At 57.6% G+C, this 19,817-nt stretch carries 13 protein-coding genes and 1 tRNA gene; 4 read left to right on the forward strand and 10 right to left on the reverse strand.

Annotation, left to right across the window (positions count from 1 at the left end; genetic code table 11):
* Nucleotides 1–97 precede the first annotated feature (97 nt).
* Together KFJ24_RS15560 and KFJ24_RS15565 are read left to right on the forward strand one after the other, a co-directional pair.
* Nucleotides 98–1,807 carry a VRR-NUC domain-containing protein gene (locus KFJ24_RS15560; protein ID WP_250832007.1) on the forward strand — a complete coding sequence of 570 codons (1,710 nt, stop codon included), beginning with the start codon at nt 98–100 and terminating at the stop codon, nt 1,805–1,807.
* Nucleotides 1,804–4,065, forward strand: coding sequence for an ATP-dependent DNA helicase (locus tag KFJ24_RS15565; RefSeq protein WP_250832008.1), 2,262 nt, complete (start codon nt 1,804–1,806; stop codon nt 4,063–4,065). Before KFJ24_RS15560 ends, KFJ24_RS15565 begins: the two co-directional genes overlap by 4 nt.
* A 28-nt stretch (nt 4,066–4,093) precedes the next feature.
* Here the strand turns inward: KFJ24_RS15565 and KFJ24_RS15570 are convergent, their stop codons facing one another.
* The 4 genes from KFJ24_RS15570 to KFJ24_RS15585 all read right to left on the reverse strand — a co-directional run bounded on the left by KFJ24_RS15570 (nt 4,094) and on the right by KFJ24_RS15585 (nt 9,706).
* Nucleotides 4,094–4,465 carry a VOC family protein gene (locus KFJ24_RS15570; RefSeq protein ID WP_250832009.1) on the reverse strand — a complete coding sequence of 124 codons (372 nt, stop codon included), beginning with the start codon at nt 4,463–4,465 and terminating at the stop codon, nt 4,094–4,096.
* A gap of 58 nt (nt 4,466–4,523) precedes the next feature.
* Nucleotides 4,524–5,810 carry a sensor domain-containing diguanylate cyclase gene (locus tag KFJ24_RS15575; protein ID WP_250832010.1) on the reverse strand — a complete coding sequence of 429 codons (1,287 nt, stop codon included), beginning with the start codon at nt 5,808–5,810 and terminating at the stop codon, nt 4,524–4,526.
* A 19-nt stretch (nt 5,811–5,829) separates the two neighbouring features.
* The gene (locus KFJ24_RS15580; protein ID WP_250832011.1) at nt 5,830–8,202 is read right to left on the reverse strand and encodes a sensor domain-containing phosphodiesterase; all 2,373 of its coding nucleotides are present in this window, start codon (nt 8,200–8,202) and stop codon (nt 5,830–5,832) included.
* 247 nt (nt 8,203–8,449) lie between these two features.
* Complete coding sequence (locus KFJ24_RS15585) at nt 8,450–9,706, reverse strand: NAD(P)/FAD-dependent oxidoreductase (RefSeq protein WP_250832012.1); 1,257 nt, start codon at nt 9,704–9,706, stop codon at nt 8,450–8,452.
* A 228-nt stretch (nt 9,707–9,934) separates the two neighbouring features.
* On the opposite strand from KFJ24_RS15585, the gene KFJ24_RS15590 reads away from it, so the two are divergent.
* Together KFJ24_RS15590 and KFJ24_RS15595 are read left to right on the forward strand one after the other, a co-directional pair.
* Nucleotides 9,935–11,521 carry a phospholipase D family protein gene (locus tag KFJ24_RS15590; protein WP_434968023.1) on the forward strand — a complete coding sequence of 529 codons (1,587 nt, stop codon included), beginning with the start codon at nt 9,935–9,937 and terminating at the stop codon, nt 11,519–11,521.
* A 52-nt stretch (nt 11,522–11,573) separates the two neighbouring features.
* Complete coding sequence (locus KFJ24_RS15595; protein WP_250832013.1) at nt 11,574–13,154, forward strand: FAD-binding oxidoreductase; 1,581 nt, start codon at nt 11,574–11,576, stop codon at nt 13,152–13,154.
* A gap of 23 nt (nt 13,155–13,177) precedes the next feature.
* On the opposite strand, the gene KFJ24_RS15600 is transcribed toward KFJ24_RS15595, so the two are convergent.
* From KFJ24_RS15600 to rsmB, 6 genes are all read right to left on the reverse strand, one after another.
* A tRNA-Pro gene (locus KFJ24_RS15600) sits at nt 13,178–13,254 on the reverse strand.
* Nucleotides 13,255–13,289: 35 nt separating this feature from the next.
* Nucleotides 13,290–13,847: a D-glycero-beta-D-manno-heptose 1,7-bisphosphate 7-phosphatase gene (gene gmhB, locus KFJ24_RS15605; protein ID WP_250832014.1), complete on the reverse strand. Its 558-nt coding sequence runs from the start codon at nt 13,845–13,847 to the stop codon at nt 13,290–13,292.
* A gap of 31 nt (nt 13,848–13,878) precedes the next feature.
* Nucleotides 13,879–15,960: a glycine--tRNA ligase subunit beta gene (gene glyS / locus KFJ24_RS15610; RefSeq protein WP_250832015.1), complete on the reverse strand. Its 2,082-nt coding sequence runs from the start codon at nt 15,958–15,960 to the stop codon at nt 13,879–13,881.
* Nucleotides 15,961–15,962: 2 nt separating this feature from the next.
* Nucleotides 15,963–16,988, reverse strand: a complete 1,026-nt coding sequence (gene glyQ, locus KFJ24_RS15615) for a glycine--tRNA ligase subunit alpha (RefSeq protein WP_250832016.1) — start codon at nt 16,986–16,988, stop codon at nt 15,963–15,965.
* Nucleotides 16,989–17,114: 126 nt separating this feature from the next.
* Nucleotides 17,115–18,518 carry a Trk system potassium transporter TrkA gene (gene trkA, locus KFJ24_RS15620; protein ID WP_250832017.1) on the reverse strand — a complete coding sequence of 468 codons (1,404 nt, stop codon included), beginning with the start codon at nt 18,516–18,518 and terminating at the stop codon, nt 17,115–17,117.
* Entirely contained in the window at nt 18,515–19,816 is a 1,302-nt protein-coding gene (gene rsmB / locus KFJ24_RS15625; protein WP_250832018.1) for a 16S rRNA (cytosine(967)-C(5))-methyltransferase RsmB, read from the reverse strand. Before rsmB ends, trkA begins: the two co-directional genes overlap by 4 nt.
* Between the last annotated feature and the right edge of the window lies 1 nt (nt 19,817).

Below are 19,817 nucleotides of genomic sequence, written 5' to 3' on the forward strand. Positions count from 1 at the left end.
CCTGTAATCGAGCCATTCGATACGTTGTCGCAGCCTGCTCGGGTCATTTGCGACAGGCCACTCTCTGAATCAGACGCGAGGAAGGACAGCCCAGGCCATGGCCACACGGACTCCAATGCACAGGCAGCCGGGTACAGCGGATCTTGAAAATCCGCTCTATTACCTTGAGAACATGGAGACGGTTGTCGGCTGGGTGCTGAATCACCACGCGGATTTGCTGACCGGGTCGGAACACCGCTGGTTGAAATCCTTCCTGAACCTGTCTGTCCCGGCACGGGCCTTGTTAACCCGGATGGTGATGCGGTCCGGCGAGCTTTTCCGTTCCGACAAGCTGAGCTATCCGGAATTGACGGTGCCTGAGTCAGAAGCGCTTGATGAGCTTATTGCCGACGACTGGCTGGATGCCCGCCCGCTGCTTCCCCTGGACCAGCTGTTCCGCCTGTACACACTCGGTGAGCTGCGGCCGGTCTTCGCAGAGGCTTGTAAGGAACAGGAATTGCCCCGGACCCTGCCCAAGGCGCGAATGCTTGAGGCATTACAGCCGCGGTTTTCCGATTCGCGTCCACTCGCCGACTGGCTCGGCGAAGCGGGGCCTCCGGTTGTTCGGCTCAACCACATGGCCCTATTTGACCGGATTCGCCTGATGTTCTTCGGCAATCTGCGCCAGAACTGGTCTGATTTCGTTCTGGTGGAGCTGGGCCACCAGCGCTACGAACCGGTCACCTTCTCAACAGACTCACGGGCCTTTGACAAGCGTCAGGATGTGGATTGTTACCTGGCCATGCACCAGTGCCGTGAATGGCTGGATGAGGGGGTGCCTGCTCGTCAGGTGTGGCCCGAGGTGCCGCCCCCTGCTGATAACCCCTGGCTCACCAGCCGCCGGGATCGGCTCTTGCTGGAGCTTGGCCGGCAGGCGGAACGGCAAGGTGAGCGTGAACTTGCATTGGAAGCGCTTGCAGCCAGTGGTCATCGGGAGGCGCGCCTGAAACAGCTTCGGCTGCTGGAACGGATGAAAAGGTTCAGGGTAGCCTGGGCCATTGCCGCCGACTGGCAGACCGGGCAGCTGAGCGATGCCGAAGCCCAGGGTCTGGCGCGGATATTGAAACGACTGGCCCCGAAAGTGAATGAGACCTCTCCGCCAGTGCCGACACCGACCGCTATCAGGGAATTTACCCTGACGCTGCCGCAGCCTTTGCAGGGCTCGGTGGAGTTCGCGGTACAGCAACACTTGTGGCGGGACGACGCACCGGTGTTCTATGTGGAGAACACACTGATCAACGGGTTGTTCGGGTTACTGTGTTGGCAGACCGTTTTTGAGGCCATCCCCGGTGCCTTTTTTCACCCCTTCCATGTTGGTCCCGCCGACCTGACCCGTGAGGATTTTGTGGACCGGCGCCGGGCATCGTTCGACCGGTGCTTTGCACACCTTGAAGACGGCAGTTATCGACAGCGAATCCTGGACAACTTCGCCGCCAAACAGGGCATTGCCAATCCGTTTGTAGTCTGGCCGGTGATCAACGAGGATCTCCTGGTGCTGGCTCTGGACTGTATTTCGCCGGCCCACCTCCGGACCCTGTTTCAGCGTTTATTGCTCAATCTGAAGGAACACCGCAGTGGCTTTCCGGATCTGATCCAGTTTCATCCTGATCACCGGGAAAGTGACGCGCGTTACGAGATGATTGAAGTGAAAGGCCCGGGGGACCGACTGCAGGACCACCAGACTCGCTGGCTCGGGTTCTTCGCCAGCGAGGGTATCCCGGCGAGCGTCTGTTATGTGCGTTGGCAGACGAGCGGAGATCCTGAATGAAGGTTGCTGTTCGCACGCTGTGTGAGTTCACCGCCCGGCGCGGTGATCTGGACTTTCGCTATACGCCAGCGCCCAGCTCCGAGGAGGGCATTGCCGGGCATCAGGCGATTCAGTCCCGGCGTGGTTATGGCTACAAAAGCGAGTATTTACTTACCGGAGAGTGCCTGGGAATAAAGCTTTCCGGGCGAGCCGATGTCTATAATCCACATCGTGGCCGGCTGGAAGAAATCAAGACCCACCGGGGAGATCTGTCCCGTATTCGGGGGCATCAGCGTGCCCTCCACCGGGCCCAGTTACGGGCCTATGGAGCCCTGCTCTGCCGTCAGGAAAATCTGAAGACTCTGGAGCTGGCGCTGGTCTACTATGACACCGGCAAAGACAGGGAAACGCCGGTGACAGAGACCGCCACGGCCGGGGAACTCTGGCAGGAACTTGAAGTCCTGTGCAAGCAGTTCAGGGCCTGGGCGGAGCAGGAAGAGCACCACCGGGAACTGCGAGATGCCCGGCTGTCCGGTCTGCGTTTTCCGTTTTCGGACTTTCGACCGCGGCAACGTCAGCTGGCAGAAACCGTGTACAAGAATTCGGTGAAATCCGGCACCTTGTTGCTGGAGGCGCCCACCGGTCTGGGCAAAACCCTGGGTACCCTGTTTCCGGCCCTGATGGCGCTGCCCGCTGCCCGCCAGGATCGACTGTATTACCTCACCTGCCGCAATACCGCACGGCAGTTGGCCGTGGATGCGATCAGACGCCTGCGCGCGGCCCAGCGCACGCCCGAATTCTGGCCCTTGCGAACCCTGGAACTGGTATCGAAGGACGATGCCTGTGAGCACCCGAACAAGGCCTGCCATGGGGAATCCTGTCCACTGGCGAAAGGGTTCTTTGACCGCTTGCCGGACGCGCGCGCGGAAGCGGTTCAGGCGGGCGCTACCCTGACTCAGGAGGTGCTGTCGAAGATCGCCTTGGGCCACGAAATCTGTCCGTACTTTCTGGCCCAGGAGATGGCGCGCTGGTGCGATGTGGTGATTGGCGATGTGAACCGGATGTTTGACCAGTCTGCCCTGCTCCACGGTCTGATCCGGCAGAACCAGTGGCGTGCGGCAGTGATGGTGGACGAAGCCCACAACCTGGTGGACCGGGGCCGGGGTATGTATTCCGTTCGCCTCGACCAGCAGCGGTTGCTGCGGATCCGGAAAACCGCGCCCAAGGTCCTGAAGCTGCATCTGGATCGTATGGCCCGGGCCTGGCAGGGCGTGATCCGGGACCAGTCGGACGCCGGCGACGCACCGGCGTTCCTCGACAGTCTGCCGTCTGCCGTGACTGGCAGTCTGCTGGGGCTGGTCTCTGGCCTGACCGATTTTCTGGCCGAGAACCCACCCGATCTCGCGCTGCAGGAACTGTTGTTTGAATCGGTAGCGTTCATGAAGCTGGCGGATTCGTTCGGGGACCATTCCCTGTGCGAGTTCCGGCGCGAAGGCCGGGGCCGCGCAAGCCTCACCATCCAGAATCTGGTGCCGGCGGACTTCCTGCGGGAACGGTTTGAGGCGGCCAGTTCGGTGCTGCTGTTTTCTGCCACTCTTAGCCCCGGTGTCTATTACCGGGATCTGTTGGGCCTGCCCGAAGGCAGCCGGTTTACTTCATTGCCGAGCCCGTTCACGGCAGATCAGTTACAGGTGAACTTTACGCCCCGGATCAGTACCCGGCAGGCCCACCGGCAGGCCTCGGCGCAGCCCATTGCCCAGCTGATTGCGCAGCAGTTCCGGGAGCGACCAGGCCATTACCTGGCGTTTTTCAGTAGCTTCAAATATCTGAACGATGTGAGCGAGGCGCTCGCCGTGGGGGCGCCGGATGTCCCGCAACGGGCCCAGCATCCGGGTATGAGTCCGCAGCAGCGTACGGATTTCCTTGCAGGCTTTCGGGAAGCGTCCGGCAGCGTTGCCTTTGCGGTGCTGGGCGGGGTGTTCAGTGAAGGCATCGACCTGCCGGGCGACCAGCTGATCGGTGCGTTTGTTGCCACCCTTGGCCTGCCACCGTTTGATCCCTGGCACGAGATTCTCAAGGATCGGCTGCAGCAGCGATTTGGTGCCGGGTATGATTACACCTATCTGATTCCCGGACTGCAGAAAGTGGCCCAGGCGGCGGGCCGGGTGATCCGGACACCGGAGGATGAAGGCGTGATCTGGCTGATTGATGATCGCTTCCTGAGACCACCGGTGCGGAATCTGCTCCCCGGCTGGTGGTTTCAGGAGCAGCCGATTTAAAAAGCTCTCCGAAGAGAGCTTTTTGTGATTAACCGAAGTGGAAGAATGCCAGCTTGTTGCCGTCCGGATCCTTCACGTATGCTCCGTAGAACTGGTCAGGGATGCGTTGCCCCGGTTCGCCATCGCAGGTTGCGCCAAGCTCAATAGCCTTACGGTAGTGCGCATCGACCGCTTCTTTTGGGCCAGGGTGAATTGCCAGCATGTTGCCATTCCCCGGATGATTGGGTTCCCCATTGAAGGGCGTGCACACGGCGAGCATGGGGGAGCCCATGTTTTTTCCGATAAACGCGATGCGGCCCATATCCAGCAGTACCTTGGCACCCAGATCGCTCAGCAGTTCCGCATAGAACGCCTTTGCTCTTTCCATATCACTCACGCCGATAGTGACGTATCCAATCATAGTATTCTCCGCTAATGGTTATTGTAGCCAGTCAGATACGGGATTTTTCCGGCGGGGATCAGTTCTGTGTTTTTTGACCACTGACCACCACACGATTTCGACCCGCTCGTTTGGCCTCGTACAGGGACTGGTCACACACAGAAAGCAGGTTCCTTACCGTGGCCATATCATCAGACCAGCTTACCACTCCTGCACTGAGCGTGACGCTGAATGTTTCTCCCTCGTCGCTGACAAATTCTTCTGCCGCCAGGGCAGTTCTCAGGGAATCTGCGACCTGTTGCGCATCGGTTAACACGGTGTTCGGCATCAATATGATAAATTCTTCGCCACCTGTCCGGGCGATGATGTCAGATTTCCGCGTCCGTTTCCGGATCAGCTCTGCGAAGGTCTGGAGCACGGTATCGCCTGTCGGATGTCCCCATGAATCGTTGATGATCTTGAAGAAATCGATATCCAGCGATATAACCGAGAAATTACCTCCGTAGCGTTCGTTCTCTGCGGCGGATTCCTCCAGCTTGTGGAGCATATACCGACGGTTATAAAGCCCCGTTAACTCATCGGTAATCGACAAGTGCTCCAGCTCCAGTTCAAGGCGTTTCTGGTCGTCGATGTTGGTAATCACTCCATGCCAGGTAACTCTGCCGTCAGTATCTCGCTCGGGTCTGGAGATCCCCCGGACCCATTTGACACTATCGTCGACCACGACGCGGTAGTCACAGACCCACTCCCGGAGCGACTCAGCAGACAGGTTAATCGATTCGTGAACACGTCGCAGGTCGTCGGGATGCACGGTTTCAAACATCATGTTCGGGTATGCAATGGCCTGCTCGGCTGACAGCCCGTAGAGATCCTCGATTTTCCGGCTGACATAGGGAAAATGAAATTGTCCATCCGGCTCCCGCACGAAGGTGTAAATGATGCCTGGCACAGACTCGGTCAATCGCTCAAGCTGGTGTTGGCTCTGCTTCTCCCTGGTTACATCCAGATGGGTCCCCATCAACCACCGCGACTGGTCACCCTTGTCATTGCCGAGCAACATCCCCCGTGTGTGTATGTAGCGCCATTCTCCGTCTTTATGCATCAAACGGATGACGCACTCGAACTGCGATTCTTCTCCGCTCAAATAACGCTCGAGGGCTTTATTTGCGGGACCAAGATCTTCCGGGTGGCAGAGTTTTTCCCAGGTCTGGAAAGAAAGAGGTGAGAGCTCCTCCAGGGAATAACCCAGCATGCTCGCCCACCTGTCATTGTAAATGGCTTCACCGTTATCCAGATTGTATTCCCAGGTCCCGGCACCGGTACCGTCGAGAATGGCTTGCAGTCTGGTTTCCGTGGACAAAGGCATTTGTTTCCTCACCGGTGTCTTAAGCGCGATCCAGGTCAGTGTGATGGCTGCCCCAAATAAAGCCGTTTGCCCATTCCAGTGCTTCAGAAAGGGGGACCGGCCGACTGTATAGAAAGCCCTGCCCGATTTCACAACCCAGCTCAATCAGCCGGGCCTCCAGTTCAGGGGTTTCAATGCCTTCGGCAACGGTTCGGCGCTTAAAGCTGTGGGATAAACTCAGGATAGCCTGAACAATCATGCTGTCATCGCTAGCCCTCAGCATATCCTTTACGAATGATCGGTCAATTTTGATTTCCTGGGCTGGCAGTTTCCGGAAATAATTGAGAGAGGAGTAACCGGTTCCGAAATCATCCAGCGAGATATCCACACCAAGATCCCGGCATATCCTGAGATTTTCAATAACCGTCTCTGCATCATCCAGGGCGGTGGTTTCAAGAATCTCGATAATCAGTCTCGACCGAACCTCCGGCAGGCAGTCGTTGAGAGCGTCTGTTATATCCGCCCGAAACAATTCACTCAGAAAGTGAGAGGGGCTGAGATTGATGCTGACTGAGTAAGGCAGGCCCTGTTCAATAAACCCTTCGATGACCTCAACGGCAGAGTGCAGGACAAACAGACCAACCGTTCGGGCGTATTCCGTATACTCGATCTGTTCCAGAAAATGCGCCGGGCTCAACAGACCCTCTTCCGGGTGATTCCACCGGATCAAGGCTTCAAAGCCTTCCACGGCCCGGTTCCGGAAGCTTATTTTGGGCTGGTAATAAAGTTCCAGCTGGTTAGCCTCCAGCGCACCTTCGATTTGCTCCAGAACCCGGACTCGTTCCTTTCGGGTCAGATGGTTATCCAGATCAAACACCTTGTAGCTGTTCTTGCCGGACTCCTTGGCTGCATACATGGCCTGATCAGCGTGACGCAGCAAGAGATCCGTATCGACATTGTCATCGGGGTAAACTGTTACGCCCATGCTGGCAGATAAATGCAAAACAAAATGTTTGTAGCTGATGGGCAGGCGAATTATCTCGAGCAGTCGGGCATAAACCCCGGATTCTTCTACATCCCTGAGGATGGCGACAAACTCGTCACCACCAAGGCGCGCAACAACATCATGACTGCGTACCGTGGATTCCAGTCGCTGGGCAATGCTTTTCAGCACCGCATCCCCGACGGAATGGCCGTGTTCATCATTGATCTCTTTAAAGCCGTCCAGGTCAATAAAACAGACAGAAACCTTGCCGTTGCGAAGGTTCGCATCATGGAGTTCCTGCTCGAAAAGTTCTGTCAGCCGCCTGCGGTTGGGCAGACCGGTCAGGGCATCAAAATTGGCGGCTTGCTCCAGCCGTTTTTGATGGTCCCGCTTTTCCTGATACAGACGCTTGCGTTCAATAAGGTTGCCCAACGTTTGTAATAGCGGTTCCAGCTCGTTGGCCAGCCTCTTATTGTAACCGCCAAGACGATTGGCCAGTCCGATGAGCCCTATCTGCCGGTCTCCGGAAAAAACCGGAATACCGATGTAGGCATCAATGCTGGGATGGCCCGATGGCAGCCCGCCCCGCCTCGAATCATGTGCCATGTCGTGAGAAACAATAACCTCCCCCGTCATCAGGGGTTGCCCGAGTATGTTGTCCAGCCGTTCAAACAGCATTCCCCGGCGCTCAACCTGCTGATAGAGCGCCTGGGTTTCCGGGTTCCAGGCGATGTTGGTGATGGCACCGATTTTCAGATACGGTTCGCCGGATTCCCGGTGCAATACCTCACCGATAAACCCGAACTGGCTTCCGGTCAGGGACAACAGATCGTTCAGCATCTGTTCAAATGCAGCCCGTTCGCTGTTGCTGGTCAGGAAGACATTCTGGGCACGGTGAATAGCCCGGCTCATGTGGGACACCTGTACATACTCGCTGTCATGATCGGACAGGTAGGCGCGCTCGAGTTCATCCTCAATGATGCTGGCAAGATTACGAAGTACGTCCAGATCAATCTCGCCGAAGTGCCTGGGCCGATCATCAATAATGCACAGGGTGCCAATCTTGAACCCCGTTGGTTCCCGGACCGGCATGCCTGCGTAAAACCGGATATGCGGAGCACCGGTAACGAAGGGGTTTTTCCGAAACCTGGGATCTCTGGTTGCATCTTCCACGACAAAGATCTTGTCTTGCCGGATGGCATAATCACAAAAGGCGACAGAGCGTGGTGATTCGCCGAAATCGAGTCCCTGGCGCGATTTAAACCACTGGCGTTCTGCGTCCAGTATTGAGAACAGGGCAGTTTTTACCTGGTAGTACTGGCGGGCAATTCGGGTCAGGCGTTCAAAACGCTCTTCCGGGGGCGTATCGATAATGCCGAGGCGCTCCAGGGCGGCTAGTCGCTGTCTTTCAATAGCGTCGCTGGTCATTCAAATGCTCTGAACGTGGTATGTGATTGCCTTTGGCTCGCCACTATGTTGATGGTCTTGCGGACAGACCGCGGCCGGGAAAGCCGTCAATCCTGACACAGATTACAGTCTATGACCCGAACCTCGTCCAGCTGGTGGGATTTCTATGTTTCTGTCGTGCGGTTTTTGCGGGATTTGAGATCAAAAAAAACCGGGACTGCATTTGTCCCGGCTTTATTCGAGCCCTGGGTTTTGCTTCCGGGTTTTTCTATCTCTGGGCCGGCTTCGCCAGCCACTCATGTCCTTTCAGCATGCCATGCCAGTACAGGGTTGGCAGCTGTTTCGCCTTGAGCCACCACGCGGCTCGTGTGGCCTGGGTACCGTCGTTCAACCACTGGGGGAAGCTCGGTTGCAGAACGCCGCCGTAGCCAAATTCGGCGAGTACAATACGGCCGTTTTCCACCGTTAACGGGCAGGATCCGTAACCAAGGTAGGCAGCTTTCAGCGGCTCGTTTCTCAGTGTCGATAACAGATTTTCCGCGACCACCGGCGCCTGTTTGCGAACGGCCGCTGCAGTTTTGGCATTTCCGGTACCGCTGGCGTCCCCAAGGCCGAAGATATTTGCATAGTTTTTGTGGCGGAGTGTGTCGTCTTCCAGATTCAGCCACCCACCCTCGTTTGCCAGGGTGGATTCCCGGATCAGTGCCGGTGCGCGTTGAGGGGGGACGGCGTGAAGCATATCGAAGCCTGTTTCGCGGTCTTCGGTTCTGCCGTCGGCATCGGTAACCCGGAATGTGGCTTTTTGTGCAGCGCCGTTTACTGCCACCAGATTGCTCTGGAACTTCACGTCGATGCCGTAGCGATCAATGTAGGATTGCAGGGCCGGAACGTAATCCGGGACGCCGAACAACACGGCGCCAGCGTTGTGAAACTGAACATCCACGTCTTTCAGGACCTCATGCTTCAGCCAGTAGTCAGCGGACAGGTACATGGCTTTCTGGGGTGCGCCGGCACACTTGATGGGCATAGGGGGCTGACTGAACAGGGCGCGACCCTGCTTCAGTTTTTTAACCATCTCCCAGGTGTAACTGGCCATACCTTCCCGGTAGTTGGAGGTAACGCCGTTCTGGCCGAGGGCCTGCTCAAGGCCCTCAACGCCGCCCCAGTTCAGTTCAAGGCCGGGCGCCAGCACCAGAGCGTCGTACTCCAGTGCCTTGCCGTCTGCCAGAACCACCCTGTTCTGATCCTGATCCACCGACGCTGCCGGTTGCTGATACCAGGTCACGAAACGGGGCATAACCTCCGCCATCGGCTTTGACGTGACCTCGGGTCTGAAAACGCCACCACCAACCATCGTCCATCCGGGCTGGTAATGATGCTTGGTGGCGGGTTCGACGATCGCAATGTCGAGCGTGTGATCCCGCTTGTGCAGGCTCGCAGCGACTGAAATACCTGCCGCTCCGCCTCCTACAATAACCACAGTGTGAGTCTTCACCGGTGCGTTTGGTGCTGCGTCGTTCGCCATACCTTGTGCCTCTTGTCTTTGTTCTGTGCGCTTCCTGAGATATATCAAATCCTACCAAACATCCAGTTCTAACGTTAGATTATTTAGATATAACTTGCACGACGTTTCTGGATGTCTTTGTGCAGAGCGCACTTTCCTTCAGGGTGCCATCAAAATTGAGGCCAACGGATATCGGGTGTGCCATGATCAGGTAATCCCGGATGAAAGCCCCGACCTGTGCGGTAGTTTATGCCCAAGAGAGATGGTGCTCTGTCAGATACGGTTGTTCGGCGAAATCTCTGTACAACCGTTTTACTGGTATTGATGACAGCACTTGTTGGCTGCGCTTTGCCGCCCTTGGCGGAACGTCCCGAAAGTGAAGCGGTAACGCCCCGGCAAACGGTGGATACGCGGTTGGGTCGTGCGATTGCTCCCAGCGTCGGAGAACATCCGGACCTGAGTGGCATCATCATGCTCAACAATCCCTACGATGCCTTTGCGGCCCGGGCCCTGCTGGCAGAAGCCGCCGATACGTCCCTGGATATCCAGTACTATATCTGGCGTTACGATATTACCGGGAAAATACTGTTTCATACCCTTTATCGGGCGGCGGAACGAGGTGTCCGGGTTCGTCTGTTACTCGATGATAATGGCATCTCAGGACTCGATGAACCGCTGGCTGCACTGGATAGCCATACCGGTATCGAAGTTCGTCTGTTTAACCCGTTCGCAATACGAAGTCCCAAACTGCTTGGCTATCTCACTGATTTTTCGCGCCTGAACCATCGCATGCATAACAAATCATTTACGGCGGATAACCAGGCCACCATCGTCGGCGGACGCAATATCGCCGACGAGTATTTTGGTGCCGGCCATGGTGCCCTGTTTGCTGACCTTGATGTGCTTGCGATCGGACCGGTGGTGGCCGATGTTTCGAGGGATTTCGACCGGTACTGGTCCAGTGCCCTGGCCTATCCGGTCTGGCAGCTTTTACCTGAGGCAGATGAAGCTGACCTGGCGCAACTGGTGGAAGAGGTCAGCCAGCTCGACGACCACTCTGCCGCCAGCCGGTATGTCCGTGCAGTGCGGCGCTCGCAATTTCTGCAGCGATTGCTGGATCAGGAGTTAGCGTTCAGCTGGGACCCGGTAACGATGGTGAGTGATGATCCGGCCAAGGCGCAGGGCAAAGGTGTGGCAGACGGATTGCTGAGCCGGCAACTTTCCCTCGCTCTGGGGCAACCTGAAAAATCCGTGACTCTGGTATCGCCCTATTTTATTCCCACCGACTCCGGCCTCGATCTGTTCCGGAAGCTAGAACAGGCAGGCGTTGAGGTTCGTGTGCTGACCAATTCCCTCGAAGCCAATGACGTGGCGCTGGTCCATGCTGGCTATGCAAAATACCGAAAGCCGCTTTTGAAAGCTGGTGTCGAGCTGTTTGAAATGCGCAAACTGGCAGGTGAGGACTCAGTTGAGGAGGACCTGCAGTCCGGCCTTACCGGGAGCTCCTCATCAAGTCTTCATGCCAAAACGTTTGTGGTCGATGGCAAAACCCTGTTTGTCGGGTCGTTTAATTTTGATCCCCGCTCCACCCATATCAACACCGAGCTCGGATTTATCATTGAGAGCCGGAGACTGGCCACTGTTATGGAAACCCGGTTCGATGAAGAGGTGCCATTGGCCGCCTATGAACTCGTGCTGGACGAGGATGGAGGTTTGCAGTGGATCGAGCGGAACGGCGATCAGATCATCCGGTACGATCATGATCCCGGCACTGGGCCCTTGAAGCGTATGTTGCTCTTTCTGTATTCGTTGTTGCCGATAGAGTCGCTATTGTAGTGCGAGCTTAGTCTAGACTCACTAGATCGTTCTGCATCAAGGAACCAGTGCCGTGCCAACGAGAAGCTTCTGGGGTTGGGGATACGAAGAAAACGCTTATCAAAGCAGCGAGATTCAACAGCTCCAGCGATTGCTGTCCATGCAGTTTGGGGCCACTGAGGCAAGTCCACAGGCGATCCCTGATCTCGCCGATCTCAATTTGCCCGACTCCCGACTGTCGCCACCGGATTCACTGGCCGGGCTTCTGTCCAGTGATCGCCATGACCGGGCTAATCATACCTATGGCAAATCCTTTCGGGACATCGTCCGCGGCCTGAACGGAGACTTCCGCTGTGCGCCGGATCTGATTGCCCGCCCTGGTAACGAACAGGAACTTGTGGACGTGCTCAGTTTTGCCAGTGACGCCGGCGCGGCCGTGATTCCCTACGGTGGGGGGTCGAGCGTGGTCGGTGGTACCGAGCATCGCTATGACCGGGACTGGCCGGGCACCATCACCGTCGACATGGAGCGTTTCAACCGCATTACCGAGATTGATCGAACTTCCCGGGCTGCGTTTATTGAGGGAGGCATCTATGGGCCTGCGTTGGAGAATCAGTTACGTAACCAGGGGCTGACGCTGCGCCACTATCCCCAGTCTTTTGAATTCTCGACGTTGGGCGGTTGGATTGCGACCCGTTCAGGAGGGCATTTTGCCACGCTTTATACGCATATTGATGACCTGGTGGAATCGGCAAGGGTGGTCACTCCCAGCGGCACTCTGGAAAGTCGAAGACTGCCGGGTTCCGGCGCCGGCCCCTCGCCGGACCGGTTGTTTCTGGGTTCCGAAGGCACGCTCGGGTTCATCACCGGCGCCTGGATGCGGTTGCAGGACAGGCCGGTTTACAAGGCATCCCGAACGGTTCATTTCCGGTCCTTTCTGAAGGGCGCGGAGGCCGTCAGACAGTTGTCCCAGTCCGGTCTTTACCCCACCAATTGCCGTTTGATCGATGCCATGGAAGCCATGATTAACGGTATCGGAAGTGGCGGTAAACACATGCTCATCATCGGGTTTGAATCGGCTGACCACCCGGTGGACGCCGCCATGACACGGGCCATGGAGATTGTTACCGGCTGCGGTGGTGAGCCTCAGCCGGAGACACCTCGGGCTTCAGACTCGGCGCAGGCTGGCGAATGGCGACAGCAGTTCATCCGGGCGCCTTACATGCGGGATGCGCTGATTCGGCTGGGTATGGTGGCGGAAACCTTCGAAACCGCCATTACCTGGAATCAGTTTGAGGCCTTTCATGCCGGTGTTATGGAGACGGTTAATCGTGTGGTCAAGGAAACCTGTGGCAAGGCCGTTGTCACCTGCCGTTTTACCCATGTGTATCCTGACGGCCCCGCACCCTACTACACGGTGATTGCTCCGGGGCGTCCAGGCGATCAGGTCTGCCAGTGGGATGCCATCAAGGCGGCGGTCATGGAAACTCTGATCAACCTTGGCGGTACCATCACCCATCACCATGCCGTCGGTAGGGATCATCGACCGGGATACGACCGGCAACGACCGGACCTGTTTGCGCAGGTGCTGCGTTCGACCAAGAAGACGCTGGATCCGCAGGGCATGCTGAATCCGGGGGTTTTGATTGACTAGGAAAAAAACAGAATGCGGGAAAGTGGTCGGCGTGGCAGGATTCGAACCTGCGACCCCTTCGTCCCGAACGAAGTGCGCTACCAAGCTGCGCCACACGCCGATCAACGGCCGGTATTATACGGATTCGACTTGGTTTTACCAGCCCTCTGCCGCTAAAAGCGCATCGGTGAATTTGCCGAGATTGTCGTAGATCGTTACCTGAGCACCGGGAATGGGCCTGGCGTCGAGATGGCGTTCGGTATCCTCCCCGTTGCCGGTTCGCACCAGCACTGGTTGGCAGCCTGCGGCGAAGCCGGCTTCCAGGTCCTTGCGGCTGTCCCCGACCATAATGGCGCCCTTCAGGGCGTCAAGGTGGAAGTGATCACGGATCTGCGTGAGCAGGCCGGTCAGGGGCTTGCGACAGTCGCACTGGTCATTCGGATGATGGGGGCAGTAGGCGATGAAATCGATGCAGCCACCTTCTGCCTCTACCAGCTGTTCCAGCTTGTCGTGCATGGCATCGAGCTCATCGGTGTCATAGTAACCCCGGGCGATTCCCGACTGGTTCGTTGCGATGGCAATACGGTGACCGGCATTGCATAGCCGGGCCACCGCCTCGATGCTGCCGGGAATGGGGTGCCATTCATCGGCGGAGCAGATGTAGTTACCATCGTACTCGTTGATGACCCCGTCCCGGTCGAGGATGATCAGCATTGCGCTCTGGTTCCTCCTGCCTCTTTCCGCTTCAGCCTGTCGTCGGCAGCAGGGAAATGTCCGCTACCCGCAGGAACAGATTGCGCAGCCGGTTCAGCAGTGCGAGACGATTGTTCCGGATGGCGTCATCTTCGGCCATCACCATGACCTCATCGAAGAAGTTGTCCACCGGTTCCCGCAAGCTGGCCAGGGAGCGAAGTGCACTGGCGTAGTCGCCTGCTTCGAACAGCGGCAACACCTTGTCGGCCTGCTGGTTTACCTGCTCTGCCAGGGCGTGCTCGGCAGCATCCTGCAGCAGGCTGCTGTCTACTGTCTCACCAATGCTGTCGCCGCCCTGTTTGGTCAGGATGTTGGACACCCGCTTGTTGGCACCGGCCAACGCCTGGGCCTCGGGAAGCTGGCGGAAGGCTTCCACGGCCTTCACGCGGCGGTCAAAGTCCAGTGGGCGGGTCGGACGCCGGGCGTGCACAGCGAGATAAACCTCGGCGCCAATGCCCAGCTCGTCGTAATGGGCACGGAAGCGCTCGAGCATGTAATCCACCACGGTCGAAGCGGTGTTGTTCTCGGTCAGCACTGTGAAGTTCTCTTCTGCCCACTCACAGCATGTCTGCAGATCCAGCGGCAGCTCGCGTTCAATGATGATGCGCAGCACCCCCAGGGACGCACGACGCAGGGCGAACGGATCACGGGTACCCGACGGAGGCTGGTTAATGCCGAACAGACCCACCAGGGAATCCAGGCGATCGGCGATGGCGATGGCACAGCCGGTCAGCGTGGTGGGCAGATCGTCGCCGGCAAACCGGGGCATGTATTGCTCGTTCAGGGCCTTGGCGACGTCTTCAGCTTCGCCGTCGTTGGTGGCGTAATACTGGCCCATGATGCCCTGAAGATCGGTGAATTCCAGCACCATCTCAGTGACCAGGTCGGTCTTGGCGAGCATGGCGGCGCGCTCCGCCAGTGTTGGATCGCTGCCCATGGCATCGGCGATCTTGCTGGCCAGGGCGGCCACACGTACGGATTTGTCGTAGATGCTGCCCAGCTTCTCCTGGAACACGATCGGCTTGAGCTGGTCGATACGATCTTCCAGGCGGGTCTTGCGGTCGGTTTCGTAGAAGAAGGCGGCGTCCGCCAGACGTGGCCGGATTACTTTCTCATTACCTGAGATGACCTGTGACGGATCCTTGCTCTCGATGTTGGCCACGGTAATGAACAGGGGCAGCATCTCGCCATTCGCGGCGACCACGTGGAAGTATTTCTGGTGTTCCTTCATGGAAGAAATCAGCGCTTCAGCCGGCACGGCCAGGAAACGTTCTTCAAAGCGGCCCATCAGTGGCACCGGCCATTCGTTCAGGGCGGTGACTTCGTCCAGCAGATCTTCGTCGATCACCGCCTTGCCGCCGGCTTCGCTCTCGGCCAGCTCAGCCACGCCGGCACGAATCAGTTCCCGGCGCTCGGCGAAGTCAGCAATGACATAGCCTTCCTGCTTGAGCACAATTTCGTAATCGCCGGGTGTGGGAACAATCAATGCCTTCGGGCAATGGAAGCGATGGCCGCGGGTCTTGTTGCCAGGGGTCAGACCCATGATTGGCGATTCGATCACCTTGTTGCCAAACAGCAGGATCACCCAGTGCACCGGGCGGACGAACTCGGTCCGGTGTGCTCCCCAGCGCATACGCTTGGGAATAGGCAGCGCCGCCAGGGACTGCTCCACCAGTTCCGGCATCAACTCAACCGTGGGTTTGCCCTTTTCGACGGTGCGGTACACCACCCAGGCGCCCTTGTCGGTTTCCAGGGTGTCGAGCTGATCGAGGGTGATGCCCAGTGAGGTAGCGAAACCGGTCAGTGCGCGGGTCGGGTTGCCGGCGTTATCAAAGGCAGCTTTTACTGCCGGACCACGCTTTTCAACCGGCTTGTCAGGCTGCGCGTCGGCCAGATCACGCACACGAAGCGCCAGGCGACGTGGTGCGGCAAAGGCTTCCACTTTACCGAATTCGATACCGGCGTCCTCCAGGCCCTTGGTGATACCCTGGGTAAACGCATTTGACAGTGTCTTGAGTGCTTTTGGAGGCAGCTCTTCAGTGCCCAGTTCGACCAGAAAATCCTGTGTTGCCATGGTTATGCGTTCCCCTGTTCCTGCTGTGCCTTCTTCGCTTTTTTAGCTTTCTTGCCGTTGGCCTTGTCTTCGGCTGCGTCTGCCGCTGCCAGGACTTCCTTGCGCAGGGCCTCTGGTGCGAGCGGGAAGCCAAGCTTGCGGCGGCTGTCGAAGTAAGCCTGGGCGACCGCCCGGGCCAGGGTACGTACGCGCAGGATAAAACGCTGGCGCTCGGTCACTGAAATGGCGTGGCGGGCGTCCAGCAGGTTAAAGGTATGGGAGGCCTTGAGGACCTGCTCATAGGCCGGCAGGGCCAGGCCGGCTTCGATCAGTCGTGCACTCTCGCGCTCGTGGACATCGAAGCTGTGGAACATGAACTCGGTATCCGCGTGCTCGAAGTTGTAGGTGGACATCTCCACTTCCTGCTGGTGGAAAACGTCGCCGTATGTCACGACACCATCCGGGCCTTCGGTCCAAACCAGGTCGTAAACACTGTCCACACCCTGAAGGTACATGGCGATTCGCTCGAGCCCGTAGGTGAGCTCGCCGGTTACCGGATAGCACTCAATACCGCCGACCTGCTGGAAGTAGGTAAACTGGGTCACTTCCATGCCGTTCAGCCAGATTTCCCAGCCCAGGCCCCAGGCACCAAGGGTCGGTGATTCCCAGTTGTCTTCCACGAACCGGATGTCGTGCACTAACGGATCCAGCCCAAGGGCTTTCAGGGAATCCAGGTAGAGTTCCTGAATATTGTCCGGTGACGGCTTCAGAACCACCTGGAACTGATAGTAATGCTGCAGGCGGTTGGGATTTTCGCCGTAGCGTCCGTCTGTTGGGCGGCGACTCGGCTGAACATACGCGGCATTCCAGGTTTCTGGTCCGATGGCTCGTAAGAAAGTGGCCGGATGAAAGGTACCGGCGCCCACTTCCATGTCCAGTGGCTGAAGTACCACGCAGCCGTGCTGCGCCCAGAAATTCTGCAGGGCCAGAATCAAGCCCTGAAAGGTCTTGATATCCGGAGTTGTGCTGTTTGTTGCCTTGTCTGTCACGACGTCTGCCTACTGATCAGTCTGTGTGGGGCGCTCCGATATTCCCTCGGGGCACTCTGGAAAAAGGCGCATTATACGCTTGCCAAAGCGGTATTTCTAAGTGGTCTTCAGAACCTTGTTTTTGAACTAGAAGAAGGTGAGACCTACCTGGAACAGTTTTTCCACATCCCGTATTTTCGTTTTGTCCACAAGGAACAGGATAACGTGGTCATCGGGCTGGATCCGGAGGTGATCGTGGGCGATCAGGACTTCATTGTGCCGGACGATTGCGCCGATAGTGGCTCCCTCCGGCAGGTTGATTTCATCCAGCCGTTTGCCGACCACCTTGGAGGAGCGGTGATCGCCATGGGCGATGGCTTCAATGGCCTCTGCCGCACCCCGGCGCAGAGAGTGAACGTTCACAACGTCCCCTCTGCGAACATGGGTCAGGAGGCTGCCGATGGTGGTTTGCTGGGGTGAAATGGCCACATCAATGTCGCCGCCCTGAATCAGGTCCACGTAATCCGGGTTGTTGATCAGAGTAAGAACTTTGCGGGCACCGAGTCGCTTGGCCAGCAATGAGGCCATGATGTTGGCTTCATCATCGTTGGTAACTGCACAGAAAACATCGGTATTCTCTATGTTTTCTTCCAGCAGGATGTCTTTGTTGGCGGCATTGCCCTCAAGAACCACGGTCTTGCGCAGGTTCTCAGAAAGCATTACGCAGCGTTCGTGGTCCCGCTCCAACAGCTTGACCTGATAGCGGTTTTCAAGGGTGTGGGCCAGCCGCTGACCGATGTTGCCACCACCACAGATGAAAATGCGCTTGTAGTTCTTTACGAGTGGTTGCAGCTCGCTCATCACTGACCGGATATGGTCGGATGCAGCAATGAAGAACACCTCGTCGCCATCCTCGATGACCGTGTCACCCTGGGGCATGATCGCCCGGTCTTTCCGGAAGATAGCCGCCACACGGGTATCAATGCGGGGCATATGGGCGCGTAGATAAGACAACTCATGACCAACCAGAGGTCCGCCCTTCATGGCTCGAATTGCGACCAGGCGGGTCAGGCCTTTCGAGAATTCGAGAACCTGCAGGGCGCCCGGGTTTTCGATCAGACGGGTAATATGTTTGGTAACCAGGTGTTCCGGACTGATCAGAACGTCGATGGGAAAACCGCGCAGGCTGTCCAGCTCTTTGTTCTGGTCTTTCAGGTAGAACAGACCCGGTTTCGCCAGGTAGGCATTGGCGCGCACACGACAGATCGTTGTCGGCGTTTTATAAAGCAGCTTGGTGACCTGGCAGGCCACCATGTTGGTCTCGTCACTGCTGGTGACTGCAATCAACATGTCCGCATCTTCGGCCCCGGCTTGCCGAAGTGCCGTCGGATAAGACGCCTTGCCCTGGACCGTGCGGATGTCGAGCCGGTCCTGCAATTCACGCAGCCGGGACCCGTCACTGTCTATAATAGTGATGTCGTTGGCTTCATTGGCCAGGTTTTCGGCCAGTGTGCCACCCACCTGGCCGGCACCAAGGATCAGGATCTTCATGATTCGGGTTTCTCCAGTACGGCGTAGAAAAAGCCGTCATGGCTGTTCGGATCGGGGAGAAGTTGTCGCCCCGCGCCCATATCCCTTCCCCACTGAACCTCGGGTTCAACGAGGATGGCGTTGTCCTGCTGTTTTCGGAAACGTTGGATTATACGATGGTTTTCCTGGGGGAACACCGAGCAGGTCGCATACACCAGGCGTCCGCCGGGCTTGAGGATAGACCACATTGTGTTCAAAAGGCCAAGCTGAATAGCGGCCAGCGGAACAATGTCAGATTCCCGGCGCAACAGCTTGATGTCCGGATGACGTCGGATAACGCCACTGGCACTGCAGGGAACATCCAGCAGAATGCGGTCAAACGCCTGGCCGTCCCACCACTGATCAGTATCGCCGGCGTCGGCCTGTTTCAGGGTTGCCTGCAGGTCCAGCCTGTCCAGGTTTTCCTGAACTCGCGGCAGCCTGTCGGCGGATTCATCAATGGCTACCACCTCGTCCAGTTCATCACAGGCTTCGAGAATCGCGCAGGTTTTTCCACCGGGAGCGGCGCAGGCATCCAGCACCCGCTGACCGGGGGCCAGATCCAGCAAGGTTGTGCACAGTTGCGCGGCTTCATCCTGAACACTGACAGCACCATCGGCAAACCAGGGCAGCAGGTCTACGGGGACAGGATGGGCGAGCTGGATGCCATGAGGCGCGAACCGGGTTTGTGTGGCTTCGATACCGGCTTCCTGCAAAAGGCCCAGATAACTGTCCCGGCTGAAGCGGAGCGAATTGACCCGAAGCGTCATCGGCGCCTGGGCATTGTTACCCTCGAGGATCTCCTGCCAGTTTTGGGGCCAGTTATGGCGGAGCTTCTCCACCATCCAGACCGGATGACTGAAACGGGCAGCATCGTCTTTGGGCTCTGGAGCGCCTTCTCGTTCTGCGGCCCGCAGAACGCCGTTCACCAGACCCGTTAGATGGGACCTGTCGATGGCGCGGCAGGCTTCAACAGATTCGTTCAATATCGCGTAGGTAGCATGCTGGCTGAAGCGTAACTGAAACAGCGCCACCAGCATCAGGTGATGGACGATGCGGTCCGGCTTTCGCAGAGGCTTCTTGAGCCTGGCCTGCAGTTCGCTATCGAGACGGTGAAACCATCGGCAGGTTCCATAGCAAAGCGCTTGCAGAATGGGCCGTTCATTCGGTGCAAGCTGATTCAATGCAGGGGGCAGGCATTGGGACAGGGACTGGCCGTTTTCCACGGCCAGCAGAACGCCGGCGGCGACGGCGCGTATGGGCTGGTTGTGGTCGCCCATG

This window comes from Marinobacter sediminum, assembly GCF_023657445.1.
GTDB lineage: Bacteria > Pseudomonadota > Gammaproteobacteria > Pseudomonadales > Oleiphilaceae > Marinobacter > Marinobacter sediminum_A.